The following is a 20,872-nucleotide window of genomic DNA, read 5'->3' as shown; positions in this document are numbered from 1 at the left end:
CCCCTCGCCGCCGGGGCCCGCCCAGGGAGTCGCCATGGGCATCGAGATCCGGGTGGAGGGCCTGCGCAAGTCCTTCGGCCGCCAGGTCATCTGGGAGGACGTGACGTTCACGATCCCCGCCGGGGAGATCTCCGCGCTGCTCGGCCCGTCCGGAACCGGCAAGTCGGTCTTCCTCAAGAACCTCGTCGGCCTGCTCCGCCCCGATCGCGGCCACGTCTACGTCGGTGACCAGGGCGACGTCCCGCGCCTGCACGAGAAGCAGCTCTACGAGATGCGCCGCAGGTTCGGCGTGCTGTTCCAGGACGGCGCCCTGTTCGGCTCGATGAACCTGTACGACAACATCGCGTTCCCGCTGCGCGAGCACACGCGCAGGTCCGAGTCGCAGATCCGCTCCATCGTGCTGGAGAAGATGGAGATGGTCGGCCTGTCCGGCGCGGAGGAGAAGCTGCCCGGCGAGATCTCGGGCGGCATGAAGAAGCGCGCCGGCCTGGCCCGCGCGCTCGTCCTCGACCCGGAGATCATCCTGGCCGACGAGCCCGACTCCGGCCTCGACCCCGTCCGCACCGCCTACCTGAACCAGCTCTTCGTCGACCTCAACGCCGAGCTGGGGGCGACGTTCCTCATCGTCACGCACGACATCGGCACGGCCCGCGTCCTGCCCGACAACCTCGGGCTGCTGTTCCGGCGCGGCCTGGTGATGTTCGGCCCGCGCGAGATGGTGCTGTCGAGCACCCACCCGGCCGTGAACCAGTTCTTCAACGCCCGCCGCAAGGGCCCGATCGGCATGGCCGAGGAGAAGGACCAGGCGCAGATCGCCGAGGAGGGCACCGACCCGGGCGTGCGCCCGGCGCCGATCCAGCCGCAGCTCATGCCGAGCGACGGCCGTCCGCGTCCCGCGATGCGCCGGCCGGGGGAGTGGCTGCGCGCCCACCGCGTGGAGGCGCCGCCCGGTTCGTTCATCGACGACGAGGGCCGCGACTGGCGCACCGACTGGGACCGTCTCGTGGAGGCCCGGCAGCGCCCGAAGTGACCGATGATGACGGTATGACGATCCTGCTGAACCGGTCGGCGCTGACCGCCCTCCTGGACGTCCCCGCGTGCCTGGACGCCCTGCGCGCGGGCTTCGTCGCCGCGCCCGCCGGAACCGACGCGCGCCGGATCATCGCGCCGTTGCCCGGCCCGGGCACGGCCACCGCGCTGATCCCGGGCCTGCTGCCGGGCGTGCCCGCCTACACCGTCAAGGTCAACGCCAAGTTCCCGGACGCGCGTCCGGCGCTGCGCGGCGTCGTGTGCCTGCACGACCTCGCGACGGGCGAACTGCTGGCGCTGCTGGATTCGGCGACCGTGACGGCCTGGCGCACCGGTCTCGCCGCCGCGCTCGGCACGCACGCGCTGGCACCGCCCGAAGCGGGCCGCGTCGCGGTGATCGGGGCGGGCGCGCAGGCGGACCTGGTGCTGCGCGGCCTCGCGGCGCTGCGGACGGTCACGGCGCTGACGGTCTGCGACCTGGACGCCGGGCGGGCCGAGACGTTCGCCGACCGGCACGGCGTCGCGCTGAACGTCCCGGCGGTGACCGCGCCCGATCCGCGGGCCGCCGCCGGCCGCGCGGACATCGTGGTCACGGCCACGTGGGCGCGCACCCCGCTGCTGGACGCCGTGGCGCCGGGCACGCATGTCACCGCGCTGGGCGCCGACGAGCCGGGCAAGTCGGAACTCGCGCCGGGGCGACCGTGTACGCGCCCGTCGGGCTGCCCTGGCAGGACCTCGCGCTCGCGTGGCTCGCGCACGGCCGCGCCGGTGCCGACGCCCCGACGTTCACCTTTCTCGCCTGATCCATGGCCGTTTGCCGCAGATAAGACGGGTAGGGGCTCCACGAGTCGTTTGACCTCAGCGAACGGGAGGAACCCATGGCGAACGTCCCCGTGGTCACGTTGAACAACGGTGTCGAGATCCCCCAGCTCGGCTTCGGCACGTTCCAGATCGACCCGGACGACACGGCGGACGCGGTCGCCACGGCCCTCGACGTCGGCTACCGCCACATCGACACCGCGCAGATGTACGGCAACGAGCGCGGCGTCGGCGAGGCAATCGCCCGGTCCGGCCTCGACCGCGACGAGGTCTTCGTGACCAGCAAGCTGAACAACTCCTTCCACGCCTACGACGACGCGCTCAAGGCGTTCGACCGGACGCTCGCCGACCTCGGCACCGACCGTCTCGACCTCTTCCTCATCCACTGGCCGATGCCGGAGGTGGGCGACTTCGTCCAGACGTGGCGCGCCCTGGAGGAGGTCTACGGTTCGGGCCGCTCCCGCGCGATCGGCGTCTCCAACTTCCAGCCCGCCCACCTGCGGCGCATCCTGGAGTCGGCCGAGACCGTCCCGGCCGTCAACCAGATCGAGGCCCACCCCTACCTCACCCAGGACACGGTCCGCGCCTACGACGCCGAGCACGGCATCGTCACCGAGGCGTGGTCGCCCATCGCGCAGGGCGCCGTCCTCCAGGACCCGGTGATCACCCGGATCGCCGAGCGCCTCGACCGCACTCCGGCGCAGGTCACCCTGCGATGGCACATCCAGCGCGGCGACGTGGTCTTCCCCAAGTCGTCGTCGCGGTCGCGCATGGAGGAGAACTTCGCCCTCTTCGACTTCGGCCTGAGCGCCGACGACATGTCCGCCATCTCGGCACGCAACCGCGACCACCGCGTCGGCCCCGACCCCGACACCTTCAACGTCACCGGCTGACCGGCCTAGCCGGGCACGGGCAGGGCGGCCCGGACGGCCGTCCAGTCGAGGTGCGCCGGTGCCGATCCCGGGGCGCCGGGAAGGCGGTCGGGGTCGTAGACGACGTGGACGCCCCAGGACCGCAGGTCGGCGAGGCTGCGCCGGAAGGCCGGATGCCGGGCGAGCGGTGCGTTCGGCCACGGAGCGACGACGATCGGACGGCCCAGCCCGAGCCCCTCGTTGAGCAGCCCGGCCGCCAGCGTGTCACTGATCCCGCACGCGAACTTGTTGACGGTGTTGAACGTCGCGGGCGCCACGACGAACGCGTCCGCGGGAGGCAGGACGTCCGGTTCGTCGGGGCGCTTGTAGGCACTCCGCACGGGGAACCCGGTCGCCTCCTCCAGCTCCGCGACATCCGCGAACCTCACCGCCGACGGCGTCAAGATCGCACAGACGGTCCACCCGTCCTCACGTACCGTCCGCACGAACCCCGCCACCTCGGCGGCGGGCGTCGCCCCGCACGCCACCGCATAGAGCACCGGCACTACGCATCTCCCTGTCGATGGGCCAGCGCCGCCGCCGCGGTGCGGCTGGTGACGCCGAGTTTGGCGAGGATGTTGGAGACGTGGACGCTCGCGGTCTTCGGGGAGATGAACAGGGCCCCGGCGATCTCCTTGTTGGAGCGCCCGTCGGCCACCAGCTTCAGCACCTCGCGCTCGCGCGCCGTCAGGCCGCCGAGGCCGTCGCCGCTCGCGGCGCCGGAGCCGCCGAGCCGCGCCCGCGTCCCGAGGTCGCGCAGGGCCGTCACCAGGGGAGCGGCGCCGAGGCGTTCGGCGTCGTCCAGCGCCTCCCGCCACACCCGGCCGGCCTCCGCGCGCTCACCGGCCGCCGCCAGCGCCTCGGCGAGCCGCCACCGCGACCGGGCCACCTCGTACACGAAAGCCTCACCGCCGTACCTGAACGCCTCGACCGGACGCCGCCACACCTCCGGCCCGTCCGTCCCGTGCGCCCGCGCGTGCTCGGCCTCGGCCCGCGCGAGGAACGCCTGCCCCTCCCACCCGAGCCACTGCCGCGACTGCCCCCACATCGTGGTGGCCGCCGCCGTGCGCGCCGCCGCGGCGAGCGCGTCGGCCTCCGCCAGGACGTCCGCGAGCGCCGCCGCGTCCCCCGCCTCCCGCGCCGCCGCCGCACGCTCGGCCTGCGCCCACAGGCCGGTCGCCGCGAGCCGGATCATGCCGGGTTCACCGGCGCCGAGCAGCTTCATCGTCGCCGCGATGTGCTCCAGCGCCGCGTCGGGGCGCCCGTTCCACAGTTCGTGCTCGGCCAGCAGCCCGCGCGAGACATAGGCGAGGAAACCGTCCTCCGGCCACAGCGGCTCCAGCCAGCGGGTCCGCTCCGCGACGGCCGACGACCCCCGCGCGACGTCGAGGAACAGCGCGTACGCCGACAACTGCCCCTCGAACGGACGCGCCACCCGCACCGCGAACCCGTCCGCGATCGCTCCCGCCGCCGCCCAGTCTCCCGACGTGTAGCGGATCAGCAGCCGCAGGCACCGCAGCGAGACCCCGTAACCCGCCCAGAGCAGCCCGTTGTCGCGCAGGTAGCCGAGCGTGTCGTCGGCGAGCGCGGACGCGCCCGCCAGGTCGCCCCGGTCGAAACGGGCCCGCGCCCGGTGGAACGCCGCCCGCGTCGCGGCCTGCACGTCGCCCGCGCCGCGCGCCAGCTCGTCCGCGCGGCCGAACAGGTCCTCGGCGTCATCGGCGTCGGTCGCCGACTCGCGGATCAGCCCCAGCGACACCAGCGCGCTCGCCTCCGCCTCCACCGCGCCGGACGCGCGCGCCGTCGCGATGGCCTCCTCGGCCAGCGCGGCCAGGTCCGTACCGTCCACCGCGAGGGAGGTCCGCAGCCGGGTGGCGAGCACGCGCGCCCGCTCCCGCGTCGTGCCGGGCGGCAGCAGCTCCAGCGCCTCGGTGGTCATCGCGAGCGAGTCCCGGTGATGGTCCAGGTCGTCGAGGTAGTAGGCGAGCTGCTCGCGGACGGTCGCCGCGAGCCGTGCGTCGCCCGGCGGCAGCTCGCGCAGCACCCGCCGCAGCCGGGACACGGCGCGGACGGTCTCGCCCGCCCGGACGGCGGCCCGCCCCGCCGCCAGGTGCAGCGCCACCCGGTCGGCGTCGCCGTGGTCCGGCACCGCGTCCCAGAGCGACAGCGCCCGGTCGTAGTGGTCGTGCGCCTCGTCCGGCGCGCCCATCCGCTCGGCCTCGCGGCCCGCCGCCACCGACGCGGCGAACGCCGTGGGCAGATCGTGCGAGGCCAGCGAGTGGTGAGCGAGCAGCGCGCGCGAACGGGGCCGCTCGTCGTCGCGCAGCAGCGCCGCGAACGCCGCGTGCAGCCGCACCTGCTCACCCGGCAGCAGGTCGGCGATGACGGCCTCGCGCAGCAGCGCGTGCCGGAACCGGTAGCCGGCCGTGCCGTCGGGCACGAGCAGCCGCTGCGAGACGATCTCGCGCAGCGCCGCGCCCGCGGCGGCCTCGTCCAGCCCGGACGCCCGCCGGACCAGCTCGTCGTCCACCCGCACGCCCGCGACGGCCGCCACCCGCACGACCCGCTGCGCCTCCTCGGGCAGCCGCTCCATCCGGGCCAGCAGCAGGTCGGCCAGCGCGGCGGGGAGCGCGTCGCCGTGCCGCGCGGCCGAGAACAGCTCACCGGCGTAGAAGGCGTTGCCCTCCGAACGGGCGTGCACGGACGCCGCCACGGCCGGGTCGGCGGGCTCGCCGTCCGACAGGGACGCCAGGTACGCCGCCGTCTCGTCGGCTCCGAACGGCCGCAACTCCACCGACGTGACGTTCGGCAGCCGCAGCAGCTCGGCCACGACCGGGCGCAGCGGATGCCGCCGGTGCAGGTCGTCGGTGCGGTAGGTGCCGACGAGGCAGACGCGCTCGCGGTCCAGGACGCGGCTGAGGAACGTCAGCAGGTGCCGGGTGGAGCGGTCCGCCCAGTGCAGGTCCTCCAGCACCAGCAGCACGGGCCCCTCGCCGTCGAGCGCGCCGAGCAGTCCGAGGGCGGCGCCGAGGAGCTGCTGGCGGGCCAGGTCGCCCGCGTTCCCGGGGTCGGCGGCCTCGCCGTCGGGCAGCAGCCGTCGCAGCACCGGCCGCGCCTCGATCGCGTCGCGGACGTGCGGCAGCGTGCGGGACGCCGTCCAGAGGGCGTCGGCGAGCGGCAGGTAGGGCATGCTCTCGCCCAGCTCGGCGCACTGCCCGACGAGCACGGTCGCGCCGCTCTCGGCCGCGGCCCGTGCCAGCGCCCCCACCAGGTGGGACTTGCCGACGCCGGCGTCCCCGCCGACGAGCACGATCCCGGCCGCACCGCCGGCCGCGCGGCCGAGCACGTCGCTCAGCAGCCCGAACTCGGTCTCCCGCCCGATCAGCCTCTGTGCGCTCACCCGGTCAGTATCACCTGTTCCGGGCGCTGTCCCGGACGCGACGAGGCCCCGGCCCGTCACCGGGCAGGGGCCTCGTCGCGTCCGGGGACCGGGCGGGTCAGCTCGCGAGCGCGGCGGCCAGGTCGTCGGCCGGCTCCTCCACCGGCTCGGGCGTGGGCAGCAGACGCTCGTACGCGCGGGCGGTCTCGGCGGCGATGCGGTTCCAGGCGAACCGCGAGTGCGCGCGGTCCACGGCCGCGATCGACCAGCCGTTCAGGGTGGTGTCCTCGGCGAGCAGGCGGCGCAGCATGCGGCCCACCCCCGCCGGACGGCCCGCCGGGACGTGCAGTCCGGTGATGCCGTCCAGGACGCTGTCGGCGTTGGCGCCCGCCGGGGTCGTGACCACCGGGACGCCGCAGGCCATGGCCTCGATCGCGATCGACGGCGCGGGCAGCGTCGGCGCCAGGCTCAGCGCCAGCCGCGCGGTGCGCAGCAGCTTGGGCAGCGACTTGCGCGGCACGTCGCCGAGGAAGACGACGCGGTCGGCGACGTGCAGCTCCTTGGCGAGCACCGTCAGCCGGTGCACGACCGGGTCGCTCTCCAGCTCCTCGCGGGCCGGGCCGCCCGCGATGGTCAGCTCCGCGCCGGGCACGTGGGCCAGCGCGCGGATCGCGGACTCGACGCCGCCGTCGGCGAGGTCGCGGGTGACGACGACCATGCGGTCGCGGTCGCCGCGCGGCATCGCCGGACCGGCGGGGGTGAACAGGGTGTCGTCGATGCCGGTCGGCAGGACGCGGGTCAGCGGGCGCGGCACGCCCATCCGGGCGAGCGCCTCGGCCTCGGAGGTGTGCGCGGCCAGCACGATGTCGGCGTCGCGGCCGACGGCCGTCTCGACCCGCATCCGGGCCGGGTGCACGGTGCGTCCGGCGCCGCGCTCACCGGCGGCGAGGCCGTGGTAGCTGAGCACGAACGGGATGTCCATCTCGCGGGCGACGGCGCAGGCGGCGAGCCCGGCGATCCAGCCGTGGGCGTGGACGACGTCCGGGCGGGCGGCGCGGCTCCAGCGGCGGCGCAGGGCGTCGGCGAACTCGCCGATGTGCGCGAGGATCTCGTCGTCGCTCAGCTTGGCGGCGGGCCCGGCGTCCAGGAGCTGGAGGGCGGCGCCGGCGGCGATGCGGGAGCGGAGCTTGGCGTTCTCGTCCTGGCGGCGGGCGTAGACGGTGACGCGGTGGCCGAGGCCGCCGTCGTCGATCGGGCGGGCCAGGGAGCGGGCCAGCTCACGGACGGCGGTCGCGTGGGAGGTGCCATCGGAAAGGTCGGCGGCGGTGACGAGCGCGATGGTGTGGGTGCGACGCATGACAGTCCTCCGGGACAAGGCAGGGGTAATCCGGAGGTACCTGCGTCTTAGGCACCGAACAACGAGCAGTTGGGCTGTGCTCGAACGCCCCCTGGGGAGGAGCGGTGCGGTGGGGGTTTGCTTTCCCGCCGCGATCGAGCGAACTGCTCGACATGAGTATTAACCACCCGCCGCTTTTCGCAAACCCTGTCCGGGGAAAGTCTCGGAACCGTTACGGTCAACGGCGCGTCGAACCGGTTATGGGTTCCGTCACCGCGGCCGCTCTGACCTGCTCCTTCGTGCTGATCGCCGCGTCGGCGTGCGGGTCGGAGCCCGCGCCGCCACCGGTCCCGGAGAAGCGGGGAAAAGTGATCGCGGTCACGGCGGCCGACCCCCGCGTCGCCGCCCGCGCCGACACCGCGTTCGGCCTGGCGGTGCTGGACCGCTGGTGCCGTGCGGAGCCCCGGCGAAACCTCGTGCTCTCGCCGAGCAGCCTCGCGGCCGGGGTCGGCATGGTGGCGCTGGGCGCGCGCGGCGAGACCGCGCTCGCGATGACCCGCGCGCTACGCCTGCCGCCCGGCGATCCGGTGCCCGCGCTGCACGCGCGGCAACGGGCGATGCGCGGCCTGAACACCGAGGGCGTGACATGGCGCGTGACGGACCAGGTCTGGACGCCGTCGGTCGCGGCACTGGAACCGTCCTATCTGGACCGCGTGACGACGGCCTACGACGCCGGCGTGCGCACCGCCCCGTTCGGCGCCGACCCCGAGGGCGCCCGCCGCCTGATCAACCGCCACGTCGAGCAGACGACGTCCGGCCGCATCCGCGACCTGATCCCCGCGGGCGCGGTCACCCGGGACACCGGGTTCGTCCTGACCGACGCCGTCTATCTCAAGGCCCAGTGGAAGCGGCGCTTCGACCCCGACCGGACGGCGCCATCGCCCTTCACCACCGCCGCCGGGGCCCGCACGTCCGTGCCGATGATGAGCGCCGACGTCCGGGCCGGATTGGCGCGGGCCGCCGGGTGGACGGCCGTCGCCCTCCCGTACGAGGGCGGACGGCTCAGCCTGACCGCGCTCCTGCCCGACGCCCGCGCGGGAGGATGCCCGGACCTCACCACCGAGACCCTGGATCGGCTCGACGCCGCGCGGAAAGAGACACACGTCGCACTGCGCCTGCCCAAGGTGGACCTCAAGTCCCGTCTCAACGCGGGAAACGTGCTCACCGGCCTCGGCATGGGCATCGCGTTCTCCGACCGCGCGGATCTCACGGGCATCTCCGCGCATGCGGATCGCCTCCAGTTCGTGCATCATGCAGCGATGATGCGAGTGGACGAGAAGGGAACCGAAGCCGCCGCGGGAACCGCCGCCGGTGTGACGGCCGTCTCCGCCGGCCCGAGCGTCGCGTTCGACCGGCCCCACCTGCTGCTCGTGCGCGAGCAGCGCACCGGGGAACCGCTGTTCCTGGCCCGCGTCGCCGACCCCGGGCACGCATGAGGCTCTGGTACGCCGCCTACGGAAGCAACCTGTACCGCGAGCGTTTCGCCTGCTATCTGGCGGGCGGGCGCCCGTCCGGCGCCGCCGTGCACTACACCGGCTGCCGCGATCCGCGCCCGGCCGCCGCCGACCGCGCGGTCACGCTGCCCGGCGGGATCTACTTCGGCGCCACGTCGGCGACGTGGGGCGGCGGCGTCGCGTTCTACGACCCGGCGCTGCCCGGCCGTGCCGCCGCCCGCGCCTATCTGCTGACGCTCGGCCAGTTCAGCGACGTGATCGCGCAGGAGATGCACCGCCCGGTGAGCGACGACGTCGACCTCACCGAGGTGTTCGCCACCGGACGCCAGCGCGTCGGCCCCGGCCGCTACGAGACGATCCTGCGCGTCGGTGAGCACGAGGGCCACCCGGTGCTGACGTTCACGGCGCCGCACGGCATCGACGGCGCCGCGCTCAACGCCCCGGCCCCCGCCTACCTGCGCATGCTCGGCAACGGGCTGCGCGAGGCGCACGGCTGGTCGCCGGTCCGGGCCGCGTCCTACCTGCGCGGACGTCCCGGCGCGTCCGGTACCTGGACCGTCTCGGCGGTGCGGGCGCTGCTCGCGGGACGTCCCCAGCCCGCCTGAGACCGGGGGGCCGCGCTACGGTCGGGCGCATGAGGATCGGTGACCAGATCGACGATTTCGAGCTCCCCGACGAGACGGGGACCTCGCGCAGCCTGACCGGCCTGCTGGAGGCGGGCCCGGTCGTGCTGTTCTTCTATCCGGCGGCCATGACGCCCGGCTGCACGGCCGAGGCGTGCCACTTCCGCGACCTGGCGCGCGAACTCGCCGACGCGGGCGGCCAGGCCGTCGGCATCAGCGCCGACGACGTCGCGAAGCAGAAGGAGTTCGCCGACAAGCACTCCCTCGGCTACCCGCTCCTGTCCGACCCGGAGGGCGTCGTCCGCGAACGCTTCGGCGTCAAGCGGGGCCTCGCCCTGCTCCCCACCCGGCGCCAGACGTTCGTCATCGGCACCGACCGCCGCGTCCTGGAGATCATCAAGAGCGAGGTGAGAATGAACGTCCACGCCGACCGCGCCCTGGCGGCCCTCAAACGCCGCTGATCCCGACGCGGGGGAGCACGATCGCCGACGGACGGTCCGCCGTGTGGAAGATCTCCTGATCGGCCGTCAGCAGCTCCGAGGCGGTCCCCAGCGGCTCACCCGTGCCCGGATTGCGCGCGACGCGGGGATACGCGCCGCTGCACACCTGCACGCGGACGCGGTGCCCCGCGGCGAAGCGGTGGCCCGCCGGCCACAGCTCCACCTCGACGCGGCGCACACCGTCCGCGTCGGGTTCCGGCGTGCCCGGCACCAGCCGCCGCATGCCCTCGCACAGGTTCAGCGACGTGCCGTCCGGCGCGACGTCGCACAACCGCACCACGACGTCGGTGTGCTCGCGGTTCGACCGCAGGAAGATCTCCGCCGCGACCGGGCCGATGATCTCGACGTCCTCGGCCAGCGGCGCGGAGGTGAAGGTCAGCACGTCGCGGCGGCGTTCCAGCCGCCGCTGGTCGGTGACGGGACGGCTGCCGCCCAGGAGCGTCGGCCCGCCGAGGAACGGCGTCGGGTGCGCCGGGTCGTAGCGGTACCGGGTGGGCTCCGACACCGGCGGCGTACCGGTGCCCAGACCGCCGTCCGGCTGGAGCCGCCACCGCTCCTCCGTCATGCCGGGCACCGGCCACTCGGGGAACTCGCGCCACTCCCGCGCCCCCGTCACGAACAGCCGGACGGGCATCTCGCGCAGTTCCGACGGATCGTCCAGCAGGTGCGCGCGGAACCAGCGCAGCGCCTCCTCGATCGAGCCGCGCATCATCTTCTGGTCGGCGTGGAACCACGGGCCGATCGTCAGATACGGGCGGTGCCCGGCCGCGCGCAGCGCCGCGTAGTCCTGCATCTGCCACGGCAGGAAGATGTCGTACCAGCCGCCGGTCATGTTCACCGGCGCCGACACCCGCGAGACGCCCGCGCTGAAGTCGCGGCGGTCCCAGAAGGGGCTGTCGGGGCCGTGCTCCAGCAGGTCCTGGAAGAACCGCTGCGGCGCCCCGGTGGCCAGCGCGTCCAGTTCGGCGATGGGACGTCCCGACAGGGTCGCCCGCCGCGCCCGCCGGGGCGACAGGACGCCCGTCGTCAGCCCCGACAGCGGATGCTTCATGCGGGCGGTGAGATCCACCCAGATCAGGGTCGACTCCAGCGCGAACGTCCCGCCGACGTTGATCGCCTCGCGGAACTGCGACGCGGTGACCTGCATGGACAGCGCCCTCAGCGACGGCCCGGCGTCGGCGGCCACGGCCCACTGCACGTACCCGAGGTAGCTGGGGCCGTGCATCGCGAACGTCCCGCCGAACCACGGTTGCCGCTCCAGCCACGCGATCGTGGCGAGCCCGTCGTCGCGTTCGTCGAGCGCCTCGAACTCGCCGCCCGAGCCGAACCCGCCCCGCACGCTCTGCACGACGGCCTGGAAGCCGTGGGAGGCGAACGTCTGCCCGCACATCAGCCCGAACGGGCCGCGCCGCCCGTAGGGGGAGCGGACCAGCACGGTCGGCGGACGCTCGACGCCGTCCGGCACGTAGCGGTCGGCGAGCAGCGTCACGCCGTCGTCGACCGGGACGCGCAGATCGCGTTCGACCGTGACGCGGTGGGGGCCGTTCGGCAGCCCGAGCGCCGTGACCCCCAACCGGCGCAGCAATCCCGCACCCACCATTCTCCCGATCGTAATCGGGGGCCGGCCGATTCCCGCACCCGGCCCCGGCGCCCCGGCCGGGTCACTACGATCTTGGGGTTCGGCGGCCCGCGCTCGGCAGGCGGGCTCGCAACGCTGAGAGGAGCGCTGACCCCCATGCCTGACTCGGTCGACTGGAGCCGGGTGATCACCGCCGCGATCCTGTTCGCGGTCGCCGTCGCCATCGCGATCGTCCTGCGGTTCGCGTCCGGGCGGCTCACCAAGCGCGCCGGTGACACCCGCTGGGCGTGGGACGACCTGTTCGCCAAGCTGCTGCACGACCTGGCGCTGCCGCTGTCGGTGCTCGGCGGCCTCTGGCTCGCCGCCGAGGTCCTCGCCCCCGACGCCAAGACGCTCGACTACATCGGCAAGATCCTCACGGCCATCACCGTGTTCGTCGTGACGCTGGCGCTGGCGCGGCTCATCGCGGGCGGCGTCACGTCGATCGCGACCGCGCGGCAGGGCTCGGCCGCGAACGTGACGATCTTCGCGAACATCACGCGCGTCATCGTGCTCGGCATCGGCATCCTGATCATGCTGCAAAGCCTCGGCGTCTCGATCACGCCGTTGCTCGGCGCGCTCGGCGTCGGCGGTCTGGCCGTCGCGCTGGCCCTCCAGGACACGCTCGCCAACCTGTTCGCGGGCGTGCACGTGCTGGCGTCCAAGACGATCGAGCCCGGCGACTACATCCGGCTCAGCAGCGGCCAGGAGGGGTACGTCGTCGACATCAACTGGCGCAACACCTCGATCCGGACCCTGTCCGACAACGTCGAGGTCATCCCCAACCAGCGCTTCTCCGACACGATCCTGACGAACTACCACCGGCCCGCCCAGGACATGGGCCTCGTCCTCCAGGCGCAGGTGCCCTACGACGCGGACCTGGACGCCGTCGAGGCGATCGTGGTCGAGGTCGGCAGCGCCGTGATGAGCGAGGTCGAGGGCGGCGTCGAGGACGCCGACGTCCTCGTCCGGTTCCACACCTTCGGCGACTCGGCGATCAAGTTCAGCGTCATCCTGCGCACCGGCGAGTTCGGCGACCAGTTCCGCATCAAGCACGAGTTCGTGAAGCGGCTGCACCGCCGCTTCCGCGACGAGGGCATCGCCACCCCGTTCCCCGTCCTGCGCCTGGCCGCCGCGGACGACGCCGTTCCGGACCTCCCCGGCATCCCGCGACAGAGCCGGGGCTGACGGCTCAGCCGCCGGGCCGGGCGACCGGGAGCGGCCACGCGTCGCGGCCGATCACGCCGAGGGCGAGGCGCGCGATGTTCCAGGCGTCGTCGACACCGCTGTGATGCCGTCCCTCCAGCGGCAGCCCGTCGTGCCGGAGCGCCGCCGCCATGCCGAGCCGACGCGGCAGTGCGTGCGCGGCGGCGTGCGCGGCCTTGACGTTCACGTGCCGCGCGCCGAACGGGTAGGGCACGCCGGACGCCGCGCACTGGCGGGTGAACTGGAGCCGGTCGTAGTCGCCCCAGCTCGCCCAGACCCGCGCTCCCGCCCGGTGCTCGCGTTCCAGCAGCGCGCACGCCTCGCGGAAGCCGACGCCGGTGGCGACCTCCTCGGCCGTCAACCCGGTCAGCTCGGTACAGAACGCGCTGACCTCGGACCGCTCCGGGCGCACGAGGACCCGGTGCCGCGCGACGCGCTCCCGCGCCACCACGTCCACGACGCACAGCCCGATCTCGATGATCTCGCCGGTCTGGCCCTGGGGCGTCGGACCGCGCCAGCACGTCGCCTCGATGTCCACGACGTTGATCAGCCGTTCGTCCTCGTCCATGGCCGAACGCTACGAAGGGGAGGAGCATTGCCGCCAGTGGTTTTCGGGGCCTTCATCCGCTGCGCCGGGGTGCGTAGGCGTCCACGTACTCCTGGCCGGACAGCTCCTGGATCGCGGCCACGATCTCGTCGGTGATCGCCCGTACGTCGTCGGCGGACCGGCCGGAGACGTCGATGGGCCGACCGAAGCGGACGTCGACGCGTCCCGGGCGGGGGAGCGTGCGCCCGGCGGGCTGGACGCGGTCGGTGCCCGTCAGCGCCACCGGGACGACGGGCGCGCCGGTTCGCAGCGCCAGCCGCGCGACGCCCGTGTGGCCCCGGTACAGCCGCCCGTCGGGGGAGCGGGTGCCCTCCGGGTGCAGCGCGAACACTCCGCCCGCCTCCAGCACGCCCGCGCCGGCGTCCAGCGCGGCCGTCGCGGCCCCGCCGCCGGACCGGTCGACGGAGATCGCCCCGACGCCCCGGAAGAACGCCGCCATCGCCCGGCCCCGGCGGCCCGGACAGGTGAAGTACTCGTGCTTGCCGAGGAAGAACACCTTGCGCCGCACCATCAGCGGCAGCACGAACGAATCGACCACGGCGAGGTGATTGGCGGCGAGAATGACCGCCCCCTCCACCGGAACGTTCTCGACACCGCGCACCCGGGGCCGCAACAGCACCCGGAGCGCCGGACCGAGCACGACGTACTTCATCAGCGGATAGATCACACGGTCCGAAGCCATGCGACCGAGCGTAAGAGCGCCGCACCGCACGCACGCCTACACGCAACCGTCAAAGGACCACCCGAACAATTTGAAGACCCCAACCCTTGCCCTGAGCGCCTTACCAAGAGACCGCACGCCCACTCGCCCCACCCCGCACGACCCCGCGCCCCGGACGACCGCCGCCACCTGAACGCCCCCACCCCCAGGCCACAGCCGACCAACCAACCAGAGCACCAGCTCCCACAGCGCACCACCGGTCCGAACGCGCGCGCCCCGAACGCGCGCGCCCCGAACGCGCGCGGCTCGAACGAGGGTGCTCGAACGCGGCCGATGGGCCGTCACGACGAAGAGAACACAGCCGATAAGCCGCAACGGCGGCCGTCCAAGCAGAGCACTGCATCCCGCGGCACGTCGCCAGTTCGCGCGCCGGGCGCCCCGGGCGCGCTCGATGGGCCGACGCGGCGAGCAGGGCAAAGCCGGTAGGCCGCAGCGGCGGTCGACCGGGTAGGGACGCTGGATCATGTGGTGCGTCGTCGGTTCGCGCGCGGGTGGCCCCGGCACGGTCGGTGGGTCGGCGTGGGGAACTCGGCTCAGCGGGAACTCTTCAAGGGCACGGTTTGCTGTCGGGTTCGGGTAGCTCTGGCCGGGGCTCGGCTGATGTGGCGCGGCGGTAGCTCAGCCGAGTTGTGACGTCATCCGGGCGCGCAGTTCGTCGTCCGGTTCGCGTGCTGCGGCGGTGGCGAGCGCGGTTCGCGCGTCAGCGGGCCATGCGTCCGCGCCCCAGTCGTCCAGCGTGCGGACGGCCAGGTTCCGGGCGCGCGGCAGCGGACTGGCCAGTGCCGCAGCGACCAGTGGCCAGCCGACCGGGCCGTCGGGAAGGTTCTCGACGACCGTGGCGAGCGCGTGCAGGGCGTCCGACGGCTCGGCCTGACCGGAGGGGCCGGTCGCGAGCCGATCGAGGGGCAGCGTCCGCTCGGCGAGCCGGACCGCTTCGGCGGCGGTGTCGTCATCCGCGCCGTGCAGTGCGCCGCGCCAGTGATGGGCGTCCAGCGGCCGGGTGGCCAGCCAGCGCAGATGGGCGGCGTGGGTCGGAATTCCCATCAGGCTGCACGCGCGGTCCACGATCAGGAACTCCTCTCGATCCGCCGTGAAGTACCCCTCGACGGCCAGATCCCGCCAGTCCGGACGTTCGAGGAACGCGGTGGCGCGGGCGGCGAGCGCGGGCCACGCCTCCTCGGCGTAGGTGCGGATCGACCAGACGGCCACGAAGTGCCGCAGATTGCCGGGCCGGGTAGCGACATGATCGAGATAGCGGGCGGTGGCACGTTCGCCGTCCGGATAGTCCGGCATGCCACGCATCGGGCCGGAGGTATCCGCGAGCGCGACCAGGAGATCACCCGCCGCGTCGAGTAGGCGGTCGTCCGGTCGTTCCGCGGCGAGGGCTCCGGCCAGGTCGCCGGTCGTCGCGGCGACGCCGGCCAGGTACTGGTCCAGGACGTCGTTGCGGAACCCCTCGCGCAGCATCCACGCGCGCACCTCGGGGTTGCTCGCGTCCGCCAGCCGCTCGACGGTGTGTACACGGCCCCAGCCGGTCACGTTCCGCGCCACGTCCCACAGTTCGCGTTCGGGGTCGTCGGCGCCGTTGAGCAGCGCGACGACGGCGAACAGCGTGAACTCGTCGTGCCTCGCCAGCGTCGTCAGGACGTCCCGGTGAGGTGCCGCCTTGAACAGTCCGAGCAGCGCCAGCCCCGCCTTGACGGGCTCGCGCCGCGCGGACCGGGTCGCCAGCCGGTGCGCCAGCTCGTACACGGCCCGGTGGTCGGTGGCCTCGGTCGCGACGCGCCGCAGCAGGTCTTCCACCACCACGACGACCCGTACGCTTTCCAGCGCCGCCTCGACCGTCGCGGCGTCACCGCTGAGCACGGCCCGCACGACCCGGTCCACCTCGTCCGCGTCGGCCTGCCCCGCCCAATGGTGCGTGAGCACCCCGTCCCTGGCGCCCGCTGCCCAGAGGGCCCCGTGCTCCTCGTCCGGAAGTCTCGCACCGCCGTCCCGCAGCCCGGCCCCGGCCGCCGGCAGATGCGCCCGCACATGGTCGTAAAGGGACTCGGTCTCGTTCCCACGGTGCTCGAACACCCCGCCACCGTAGAGAGCCACCCGCCCCACCGCACCCGAATTGTCCACCCACCCCTTCACCACCGAGCCGACTCTCACCCAGACCGCCCACGCCGATCAGACACACCGAATGCCATGATCTCCGCCGAGACCACATGAGCCCGAGCTGCGGCCGCCCGACGCACTTGCCGGAAACGGTGATCTCCGCCGCGAAGATGTGACCCCGCGCTGCGCCCGCCCGATGCCCCCGCCGGGAACGGTGATCTCCGCCGAGACTGCGTGCCCTGTGCTGCGCCCGCCCGATGCCCCTGTCGGGAACGGTGATCTCCGGTGCGAAGATGCGGCCCCGTGCTGCGGCCGCCCGGTGCACCTACCGGGAGTGTCTGGCGTGGCTCAGGCCGCCGCTGCCGCGGTGTTCGCCTCGATCACCTTGCGCACGGCCTTCGGCGCGGGACCGGAGCGAGCGGACAGGTCGGCGATGCGGCGCTTGTGCCGACGGCGTTCGGACCGGGGCAGGAACGTGGTGATCTCGCCAGCCGCCGCCAACGCGACTACCGCCGCGTCGAGGCTGTTGACATGGGCCACCGGCTGCCCCCACAGTGCCGACGACGCACCGCGCCACAGCGACTTCACGACGCGCGGGTCGCGCACGGTGACCCGCGTCGCCGGGAAGACGCCGAGCACGCGGTGCTCCTGGACGCGGATGAGACCGGCGTCGACCAGTTCGCTCTGGACCCGGCGCTTCATCGCACGGCTGTCCTTGCGGACCCAGTGCTGCCACGTCCGCGGACGCGACGACGCGATCTGGGCGAGCAGGCCGTAGGGGTCGTTGCCCGGAGTTCCGGGCACCGCCCTCTTGCGCTCGTCCAACAGCCGACCGTCCAGGAAGAGCTCGGTCAGCGCGGCGGCCCGCAGCACGTAGCCCAGCCGACTACCCGCCGTCATGCGCTGACGGCGCGGATCATGGGCCAGCAGGTACATGCGCGCCGGCAGCGAGTCGGGAACGTTCACCATGTCACGCCACTTCCCCGTCGTCTTCCCCGTCCTGTACGGACGGGTCGGGTGGTTCCTCGTTCTTGGCCGGCCGCCCCGGGCGCCGCATCCGTCCGGCGGAGCCCGGCATCCGGCCCGCGTCGATCAGCGCCCGGCGCAGCAGGTATTCGACCTGGGAGTTGGTGCTGCGCAGCTCGTCCGCCGCCCAACGGGCGAGCGCGTCGTGCACCGCCGGGTCGAGCCGCAGCAGCATCTTCTTGCGTTCGTTCGGCACGGGCTACTGGTACAGCGACCCGGTGTTCACGACCGGCTGGGCGTCCCGGTCGGCGCAGAGGACGACGAGCAGGTTGCTGACCATCGTGGCCCGCCGCTCCTCGTCCAGATCGACGACGTGCTCCTGGTCGAGCCGGTCCAGGGCGAGCTGCACCATGCCGACGGCCCCGTCCACGATCTGCTTGCGGGCTGCGACGACCGCGCCGGCCTGCTGCCGCCGCAGCATCGCCTGCGCGATCTCCGGCGCGTACGCCAACCGCGTGATCCGCGACTCGATGATCCGTACCCCGGCCGACTCGACGCGCTGCGACAGCTCGTCGGAGAGCTGCGCGGTGATCTCGTCGGCGTTGTCCCGCAGCGACGTCCGCTCGGCGGAGTCGTAGGGGAAGCTCCCGGCGATGTGCCGGACGGCCGCCTCGGTCTGGAAGGCGACGAACTCAACGAAGTCGTCGACCTCGAACACCGCCCGCGCGGTGTCGCGCACCTGCCACACCACGACCGCGGAGATCTCGATCGGATTGCCGTCCAGGTCGTTGACCTTGGACTGACCGGTCTCGTGGTTGCGGATTCGCGTCGAGATGCGCTGCCGCTGCGTGATCGGGTTCACCCACCGCAGCCCGTCCGTGCGAACCGTGCCGGTGTACCGCCCCAGAAGCTGGAGGACACGGGCCTCGCCCGGCGCGACCGGCGTCAGCCCCGCCGCCAGGACGAGCCCCGCGAGAAACAGCACTATGCCGACGACGATCCCCACTACGATCCCCGCGCCGCCCGCGGCGACACCCCCGGCCAGCACACCGGCGCCCGCCAGGACCAGCACGATCGAGACACCGAGCATGCCCCAGCCGCCGATGTCCTTGGCCTGACGCTCCTCCACCTGCGGACGCGGCATCTCCACGTTCGCCACTGCGTTCTTCGTCATCTCTCCTCCTCCGCCATGGCACGAGAATAGCAAAGTGATATCACTTTTCCAAGTCGCGACTCCACCTGCCCCCGACGCGGGCGGCCGGGAACGCGGTGGACCGGCCAGGAACATCCGGCGCATCCGGCGCGTTCTACCTGATGCGCCCCTCAAAAGGCGCGCGCGGTGCGGGGACCACCGGGGGGATGGCTCCCCGCACCGCCGCCAACATGACGAGACGGGCGCCGCTCATGCTGAGCGGCGCCCGTCTCGTTCTGTCCTCGATCAAGTGTCGTGACTCGTCCCAGCCGTCCCGCGGCGGCACTCCCGCCTGGGACCGTCCGGAAACTCCTGCGCGGCTCCGAATCGGCGGTCTCGGACCGCTGATCAGTGAGGGTCCTGGAGGGGCGGGGCCTTCCGGGTCGAGCCGCGATAGGTTCCGGCGTCGTAGCGCAGCGCGTTCTCATCGAGCTTGACCTGCGCGGCCTGCGTCAGGTCGATGCCGAGGACGTCGGCGAGGCGGATCAAATACAGGAAGACATCGGCGATCTCGGCGCGGACGCGGCCGGCGGACGCGGGATCGTCCATGACGGTCGCGGCCTGGTGGGGCGTCAGCCACTGGAACTCGGCGACGAGTTCGCCGACCTCGCCCGAGAGGGCCATGGCCAGGTTCTTCGGGGTGTGGAACTGCTCCCAGTCCCGCGTGCGGGCGAACGCACGGAGGCGTTCGGCCAGCTCTTCCAGTTCTCGCATCGCGCCAGCGTACGCGCGCTCACCCGGCGCGGGCCGACCCATGATCACGTTGCGTCGATTTGTGGCATTTCAACGGTGAGAAGTAACAAATCGCCGGGAAACATTGAGGCGGGCGCTGCGCGCCGAGCGGAGTTATAAACAGAGCACCCGTTCGGTCTGCCTCACGGAGTGCTGATGCGACGTCCCCGCCAGTCCTCGGCCATCCTCGGAATCGTGGCGTTCTGCGCCGCCTCTCTGCCGTTCACCCCCGCCTTCGCGGCCGGGCCCGACTATGTCGCGCTCGGCGACTCCTACTCCTCGGGCACCGGCGCCGGTGCCTACGATCCCGCGAGCGGCACGTGCAAGCGCAGTGCCAACGCCTACCCGCGGCTGTGGGTCGCGGCCAACGCGACCTCCTCGTTCCGGTTCGCCGCCTGCTCCGGCGCGACCACGGCCACCGTCCGCAGCGGACAGCTCGGCTCGCTCGCCGCCGGTACCGACCTGGTCAGCATCACCGTCGGCGGTAACGACGCCGGATTCGCGAAGGTCATGGAGACGTGCGTGCTCCGCTCGACGGCCGACTGCCAGAGTGCGGTCGCCGCGGCCCGGACGACAATGACCTCCACGCTGCCCGGCAGGCTCGACGGCCTGTACACCGAGATCCGCGGCAAGGCTCCGTCCGCGCGGGTCGTCGTGCTCGGCTATCCGCGCCTCTACACGATCGTCAGCGGATGCGTGGGCCTGAACAACACCAAGCGGACGGTCCTCAACCAGGCCGCCGACGTGCTCAACGACGTGGTCGACAAGGCCGCCGGACGGGCCGGATTCACGTTCTCCGACGTCCGTGACGAGTTCGCGGGCAAGGAGCTGTGCTCGGGGCAGGGCTACCTCAACGCGGTGACCGTGCCGATCGGGGACTCCTACCACCCCACGGCCAAGGGGCACGCGCAGGGCTATCTGCCCGCCTTCCGCTCGGCGCTGACACGCTCGACCGTCGGCTGAGCCCGCGCGGCATCCGCCTACCGGGCCGGTCCCCACGGGCCGGCCCGGTTCGTTTGCGTACGGTGTGCCGTCTTGCCGGAATTAGCAGAACATGCCGCCGGACTCCTCCTCGTCGTCGTGGTCGGCACCCGCTGTATCGAAGTCCAGATACTCGTCCTCCGGCCAGAGCTGATCGGCGAGCCAGGCGAGGAACTCCTCGTCGCCTGGCTCGAGTTCGGCCGTCATGGATTCGGGATATTCGGTGGCGGCAGGTTCCGCTGGCGGCCTGGTGCGCCGGAGGCACAGCGCGAGCAGGCCGATGAGAGAGACGAGAGCGAGGGCCGTGATCACACCGCGTCGTCCTTCCGCGTTCGTGTCCGGGCGTCCGTGATCACTGTGCGTGATCGGGGCGTAAGGAGCAAAGCGCTTGAACGCTACTAGGACGAACTGTCGGATGTGGCGCGACATGCCGCGTGGGAGACGGAGTGATTCCGTGGACTTTGTTGGGAGTTGAGCGAGGTCACGGTGGGTGAGTGACGCGTTGCTGACGCCCTGACCGTCACGGTGGCACCCCCGTCCGCCGGTGTCGTTCGGACACGCGGTGTGATGGAGGTGAAATTGCGAGAAAGATTCGGGGTCGACGGTTCTCGGGAGAAGTGCGACGTCGGCCGTGC

Annotated in this window: 20 protein-coding genes; 8 read left to right on the top strand and 12 right to left on the bottom strand. The window is 73.0% G+C overall.

The features are described 5' to 3' along the window. Positions 1-34 precede the first annotated feature (34 nt). Genes C229_RS0125170 through C229_RS0125160 form a run of 3 tightly spaced genes read left to right on the top strand, consistent with a single transcriptional unit; the run spans position 35 to position 2,741 of the window. Positions 35-1,030 carry an ABC transporter ATP-binding protein gene (locus tag C229_RS0125170; RefSeq protein WP_018657891.1) on the top strand — a complete coding sequence of 332 codons (996 nt, stop codon included), beginning with the start codon at positions 35-37 and terminating at the stop codon, positions 1,028-1,030. Positions 1,031-1,044: 14 nt separating this feature from the next. Beyond that, positions 1,045-1,935 (top strand): ornithine cyclodeaminase family protein, encoded by an 891-nt coding sequence (locus C229_RS32390; protein ID WP_240487389.1) that lies wholly within the window; start codon positions 1,045-1,047, stop codon positions 1,933-1,935. Continuing rightward, positions 1,908-2,741, top strand: coding sequence for an aldo/keto reductase (locus C229_RS0125160; protein ID WP_018657890.1), 834 nt, complete (start codon positions 1,908-1,910; stop codon positions 2,739-2,741). The genes C229_RS32390 and C229_RS0125160 overlap by 28 nt, the downstream gene beginning before the upstream one ends. A gap of 5 nt (positions 2,742-2,746) precedes the next feature. Here the strand turns inward: C229_RS0125160 and C229_RS31820 are convergent, their stop codons facing one another. From C229_RS31820 to C229_RS0125145, 3 genes are all read right to left on the bottom strand, one after another. Next, a complete protein-coding gene (locus C229_RS31820) occupies positions 2,747-3,265 on the bottom strand; it encodes a flavoprotein (protein ID WP_018657889.1) in 519 nt (172 codons plus the stop codon). Beyond that, complete coding sequence (locus tag C229_RS35910) at positions 3,265-6,159, bottom strand: helix-turn-helix transcriptional regulator (RefSeq protein WP_018657888.1); 2,895 nt, start codon at positions 6,157-6,159, stop codon at positions 3,265-3,267. The genes C229_RS31820 and C229_RS35910 overlap by 1 nt, the downstream gene beginning before the upstream one ends. A 97-nt stretch (positions 6,160-6,256) precedes the next feature. Then, on the bottom strand, positions 6,257-7,495 hold the full coding sequence (locus C229_RS0125145; RefSeq protein WP_018657887.1) for a glycosyltransferase: 1,239 nt from the start codon (positions 7,493-7,495) through the stop codon (positions 6,257-6,259). Positions 7,496-7,734: 239 nt separating this feature from the next. On the opposite strand from C229_RS0125145, the gene C229_RS0125140 reads away from it, so the two are divergent. From C229_RS0125140 to C229_RS0125130, 3 genes are read left to right on the top strand one after another with little or no spacing between them, the layout of a single operon-like run. Beyond that, positions 7,735-8,970 (top strand): serpin family protein, encoded by a 1,236-nt coding sequence (locus C229_RS0125140; protein ID WP_018657886.1) that lies wholly within the window; start codon positions 7,735-7,737, stop codon positions 8,968-8,970. Further along, a complete protein-coding gene (locus C229_RS0125135) occupies positions 8,967-9,593 on the top strand; it encodes a hypothetical protein (protein WP_018657885.1) in 627 nt (208 codons plus the stop codon). The genes C229_RS0125140 and C229_RS0125135 overlap by 4 nt, the downstream gene beginning before the upstream one ends. Before the next feature lie 29 nt (positions 9,594-9,622). Continuing rightward, complete coding sequence (locus C229_RS0125130) at positions 9,623-10,072, top strand: peroxiredoxin (RefSeq protein ID WP_018657884.1); 450 nt, start codon at positions 9,623-9,625, stop codon at positions 10,070-10,072. Here the strand turns inward: C229_RS0125130 and C229_RS0125125 are convergent. Further along, positions 10,059-11,711: a CocE/NonD family hydrolase gene (locus tag C229_RS0125125; RefSeq protein ID WP_026314146.1), complete on the bottom strand. Its 1,653-nt coding sequence runs from the start codon at positions 11,709-11,711 to the stop codon at positions 10,059-10,061. The genes C229_RS0125130 and C229_RS0125125 overlap by 14 nt on opposite strands. A 135-nt stretch (positions 11,712-11,846) precedes the next feature. Here C229_RS0125125 and C229_RS0125120 point away from each other — a divergent pair, with 135 nt between their 5' ends. Then, positions 11,847-12,917: a mechanosensitive ion channel family protein gene (locus C229_RS0125120; RefSeq protein ID WP_018657882.1), complete on the top strand. Its 1,071-nt coding sequence runs from the start codon at positions 11,847-11,849 to the stop codon at positions 12,915-12,917. A gap of 4 nt (positions 12,918-12,921) precedes the next feature. On the opposite strand, the gene C229_RS0125115 is transcribed toward C229_RS0125120, so the two are convergent. The 7 genes from C229_RS0125115 to C229_RS0125085 form a co-directional block, all read right to left on the bottom strand. Continuing rightward, positions 12,922-13,503: a 3'-5' exonuclease gene (locus tag C229_RS0125115; RefSeq protein ID WP_018657881.1), complete on the bottom strand. Its 582-nt coding sequence runs from the start codon at positions 13,501-13,503 to the stop codon at positions 12,922-12,924. A gap of 52 nt (positions 13,504-13,555) precedes the next feature. Then, the gene (locus tag C229_RS0125110) at positions 13,556-14,224 is read right to left on the bottom strand and encodes a lysophospholipid acyltransferase family protein (protein ID WP_081640030.1); all 669 of its coding nucleotides are present in this window, start codon (positions 14,222-14,224) and stop codon (positions 13,556-13,558) included. Positions 14,225-14,881: 657 nt separating this feature from the next. Next, the gene (locus tag C229_RS0125105) at positions 14,882-16,342 is read right to left on the bottom strand and encodes a hypothetical protein (protein WP_155885038.1); all 1,461 of its coding nucleotides are present in this window, start codon (positions 16,340-16,342) and stop codon (positions 14,882-14,884) included. Positions 16,343-16,714: 372 nt separating this feature from the next. After that, the gene (locus C229_RS0125100) at positions 16,715-17,335 is read right to left on the bottom strand and encodes a GOLPH3/VPS74 family protein (protein ID WP_018657878.1); all 621 of its coding nucleotides are present in this window, start codon (positions 17,333-17,335) and stop codon (positions 16,715-16,717) included. 1 nt (position 17,336) lies between these two features. Further along, on the bottom strand, positions 17,337-17,588 hold the full coding sequence (locus C229_RS0125095; protein ID WP_018657877.1) for a type II toxin-antitoxin system antitoxin: 252 nt from the start codon (positions 17,586-17,588) through the stop codon (positions 17,337-17,339). 3 nt (positions 17,589-17,591) lie between these two features. Then, on the bottom strand, positions 17,592-18,506 hold the full coding sequence (locus C229_RS0125090; RefSeq protein WP_018657876.1) for an SPFH domain-containing protein: 915 nt from the start codon (positions 18,504-18,506) through the stop codon (positions 17,592-17,594). Positions 18,507-18,872: 366 nt separating this feature from the next. Continuing rightward, entirely contained in the window at positions 18,873-19,238 is a 366-nt protein-coding gene (locus C229_RS0125085) for a nucleotide pyrophosphohydrolase (protein ID WP_018657875.1), read from the bottom strand. Positions 19,239-19,412: 174 nt separating this feature from the next. Between C229_RS0125085 and C229_RS0125080 the strand changes: the two genes are divergently transcribed. Then, positions 19,413-20,219, top strand: coding sequence for an SGNH/GDSL hydrolase family protein (locus C229_RS0125080; RefSeq protein WP_018657874.1), 807 nt, complete (start codon positions 19,413-19,415; stop codon positions 20,217-20,219). An 81-nt stretch (positions 20,220-20,300) separates the two neighbouring features. Here C229_RS0125080 and C229_RS35595 read toward each other — a convergent pair whose 3' ends face one another. Beyond that, positions 20,301-20,444, bottom strand: a complete 144-nt coding sequence (locus tag C229_RS35595; RefSeq protein ID WP_240487388.1) for a hypothetical protein — start codon at positions 20,442-20,444, stop codon at positions 20,301-20,303. Between the last annotated feature and the right edge of the window lie 428 nt (positions 20,445-20,872).

Source organism: Actinomadura flavalba DSM 45200, assembly GCF_000374305.1.
GTDB lineage: Bacteria > Actinomycetota > Actinomycetes > Streptosporangiales > Streptosporangiaceae > Spirillospora > Spirillospora flavalba.
The sequence above is the reverse complement of the archived record's forward strand: the minus strand, read 5'-3'. Positions and strand labels throughout refer to the sequence as shown.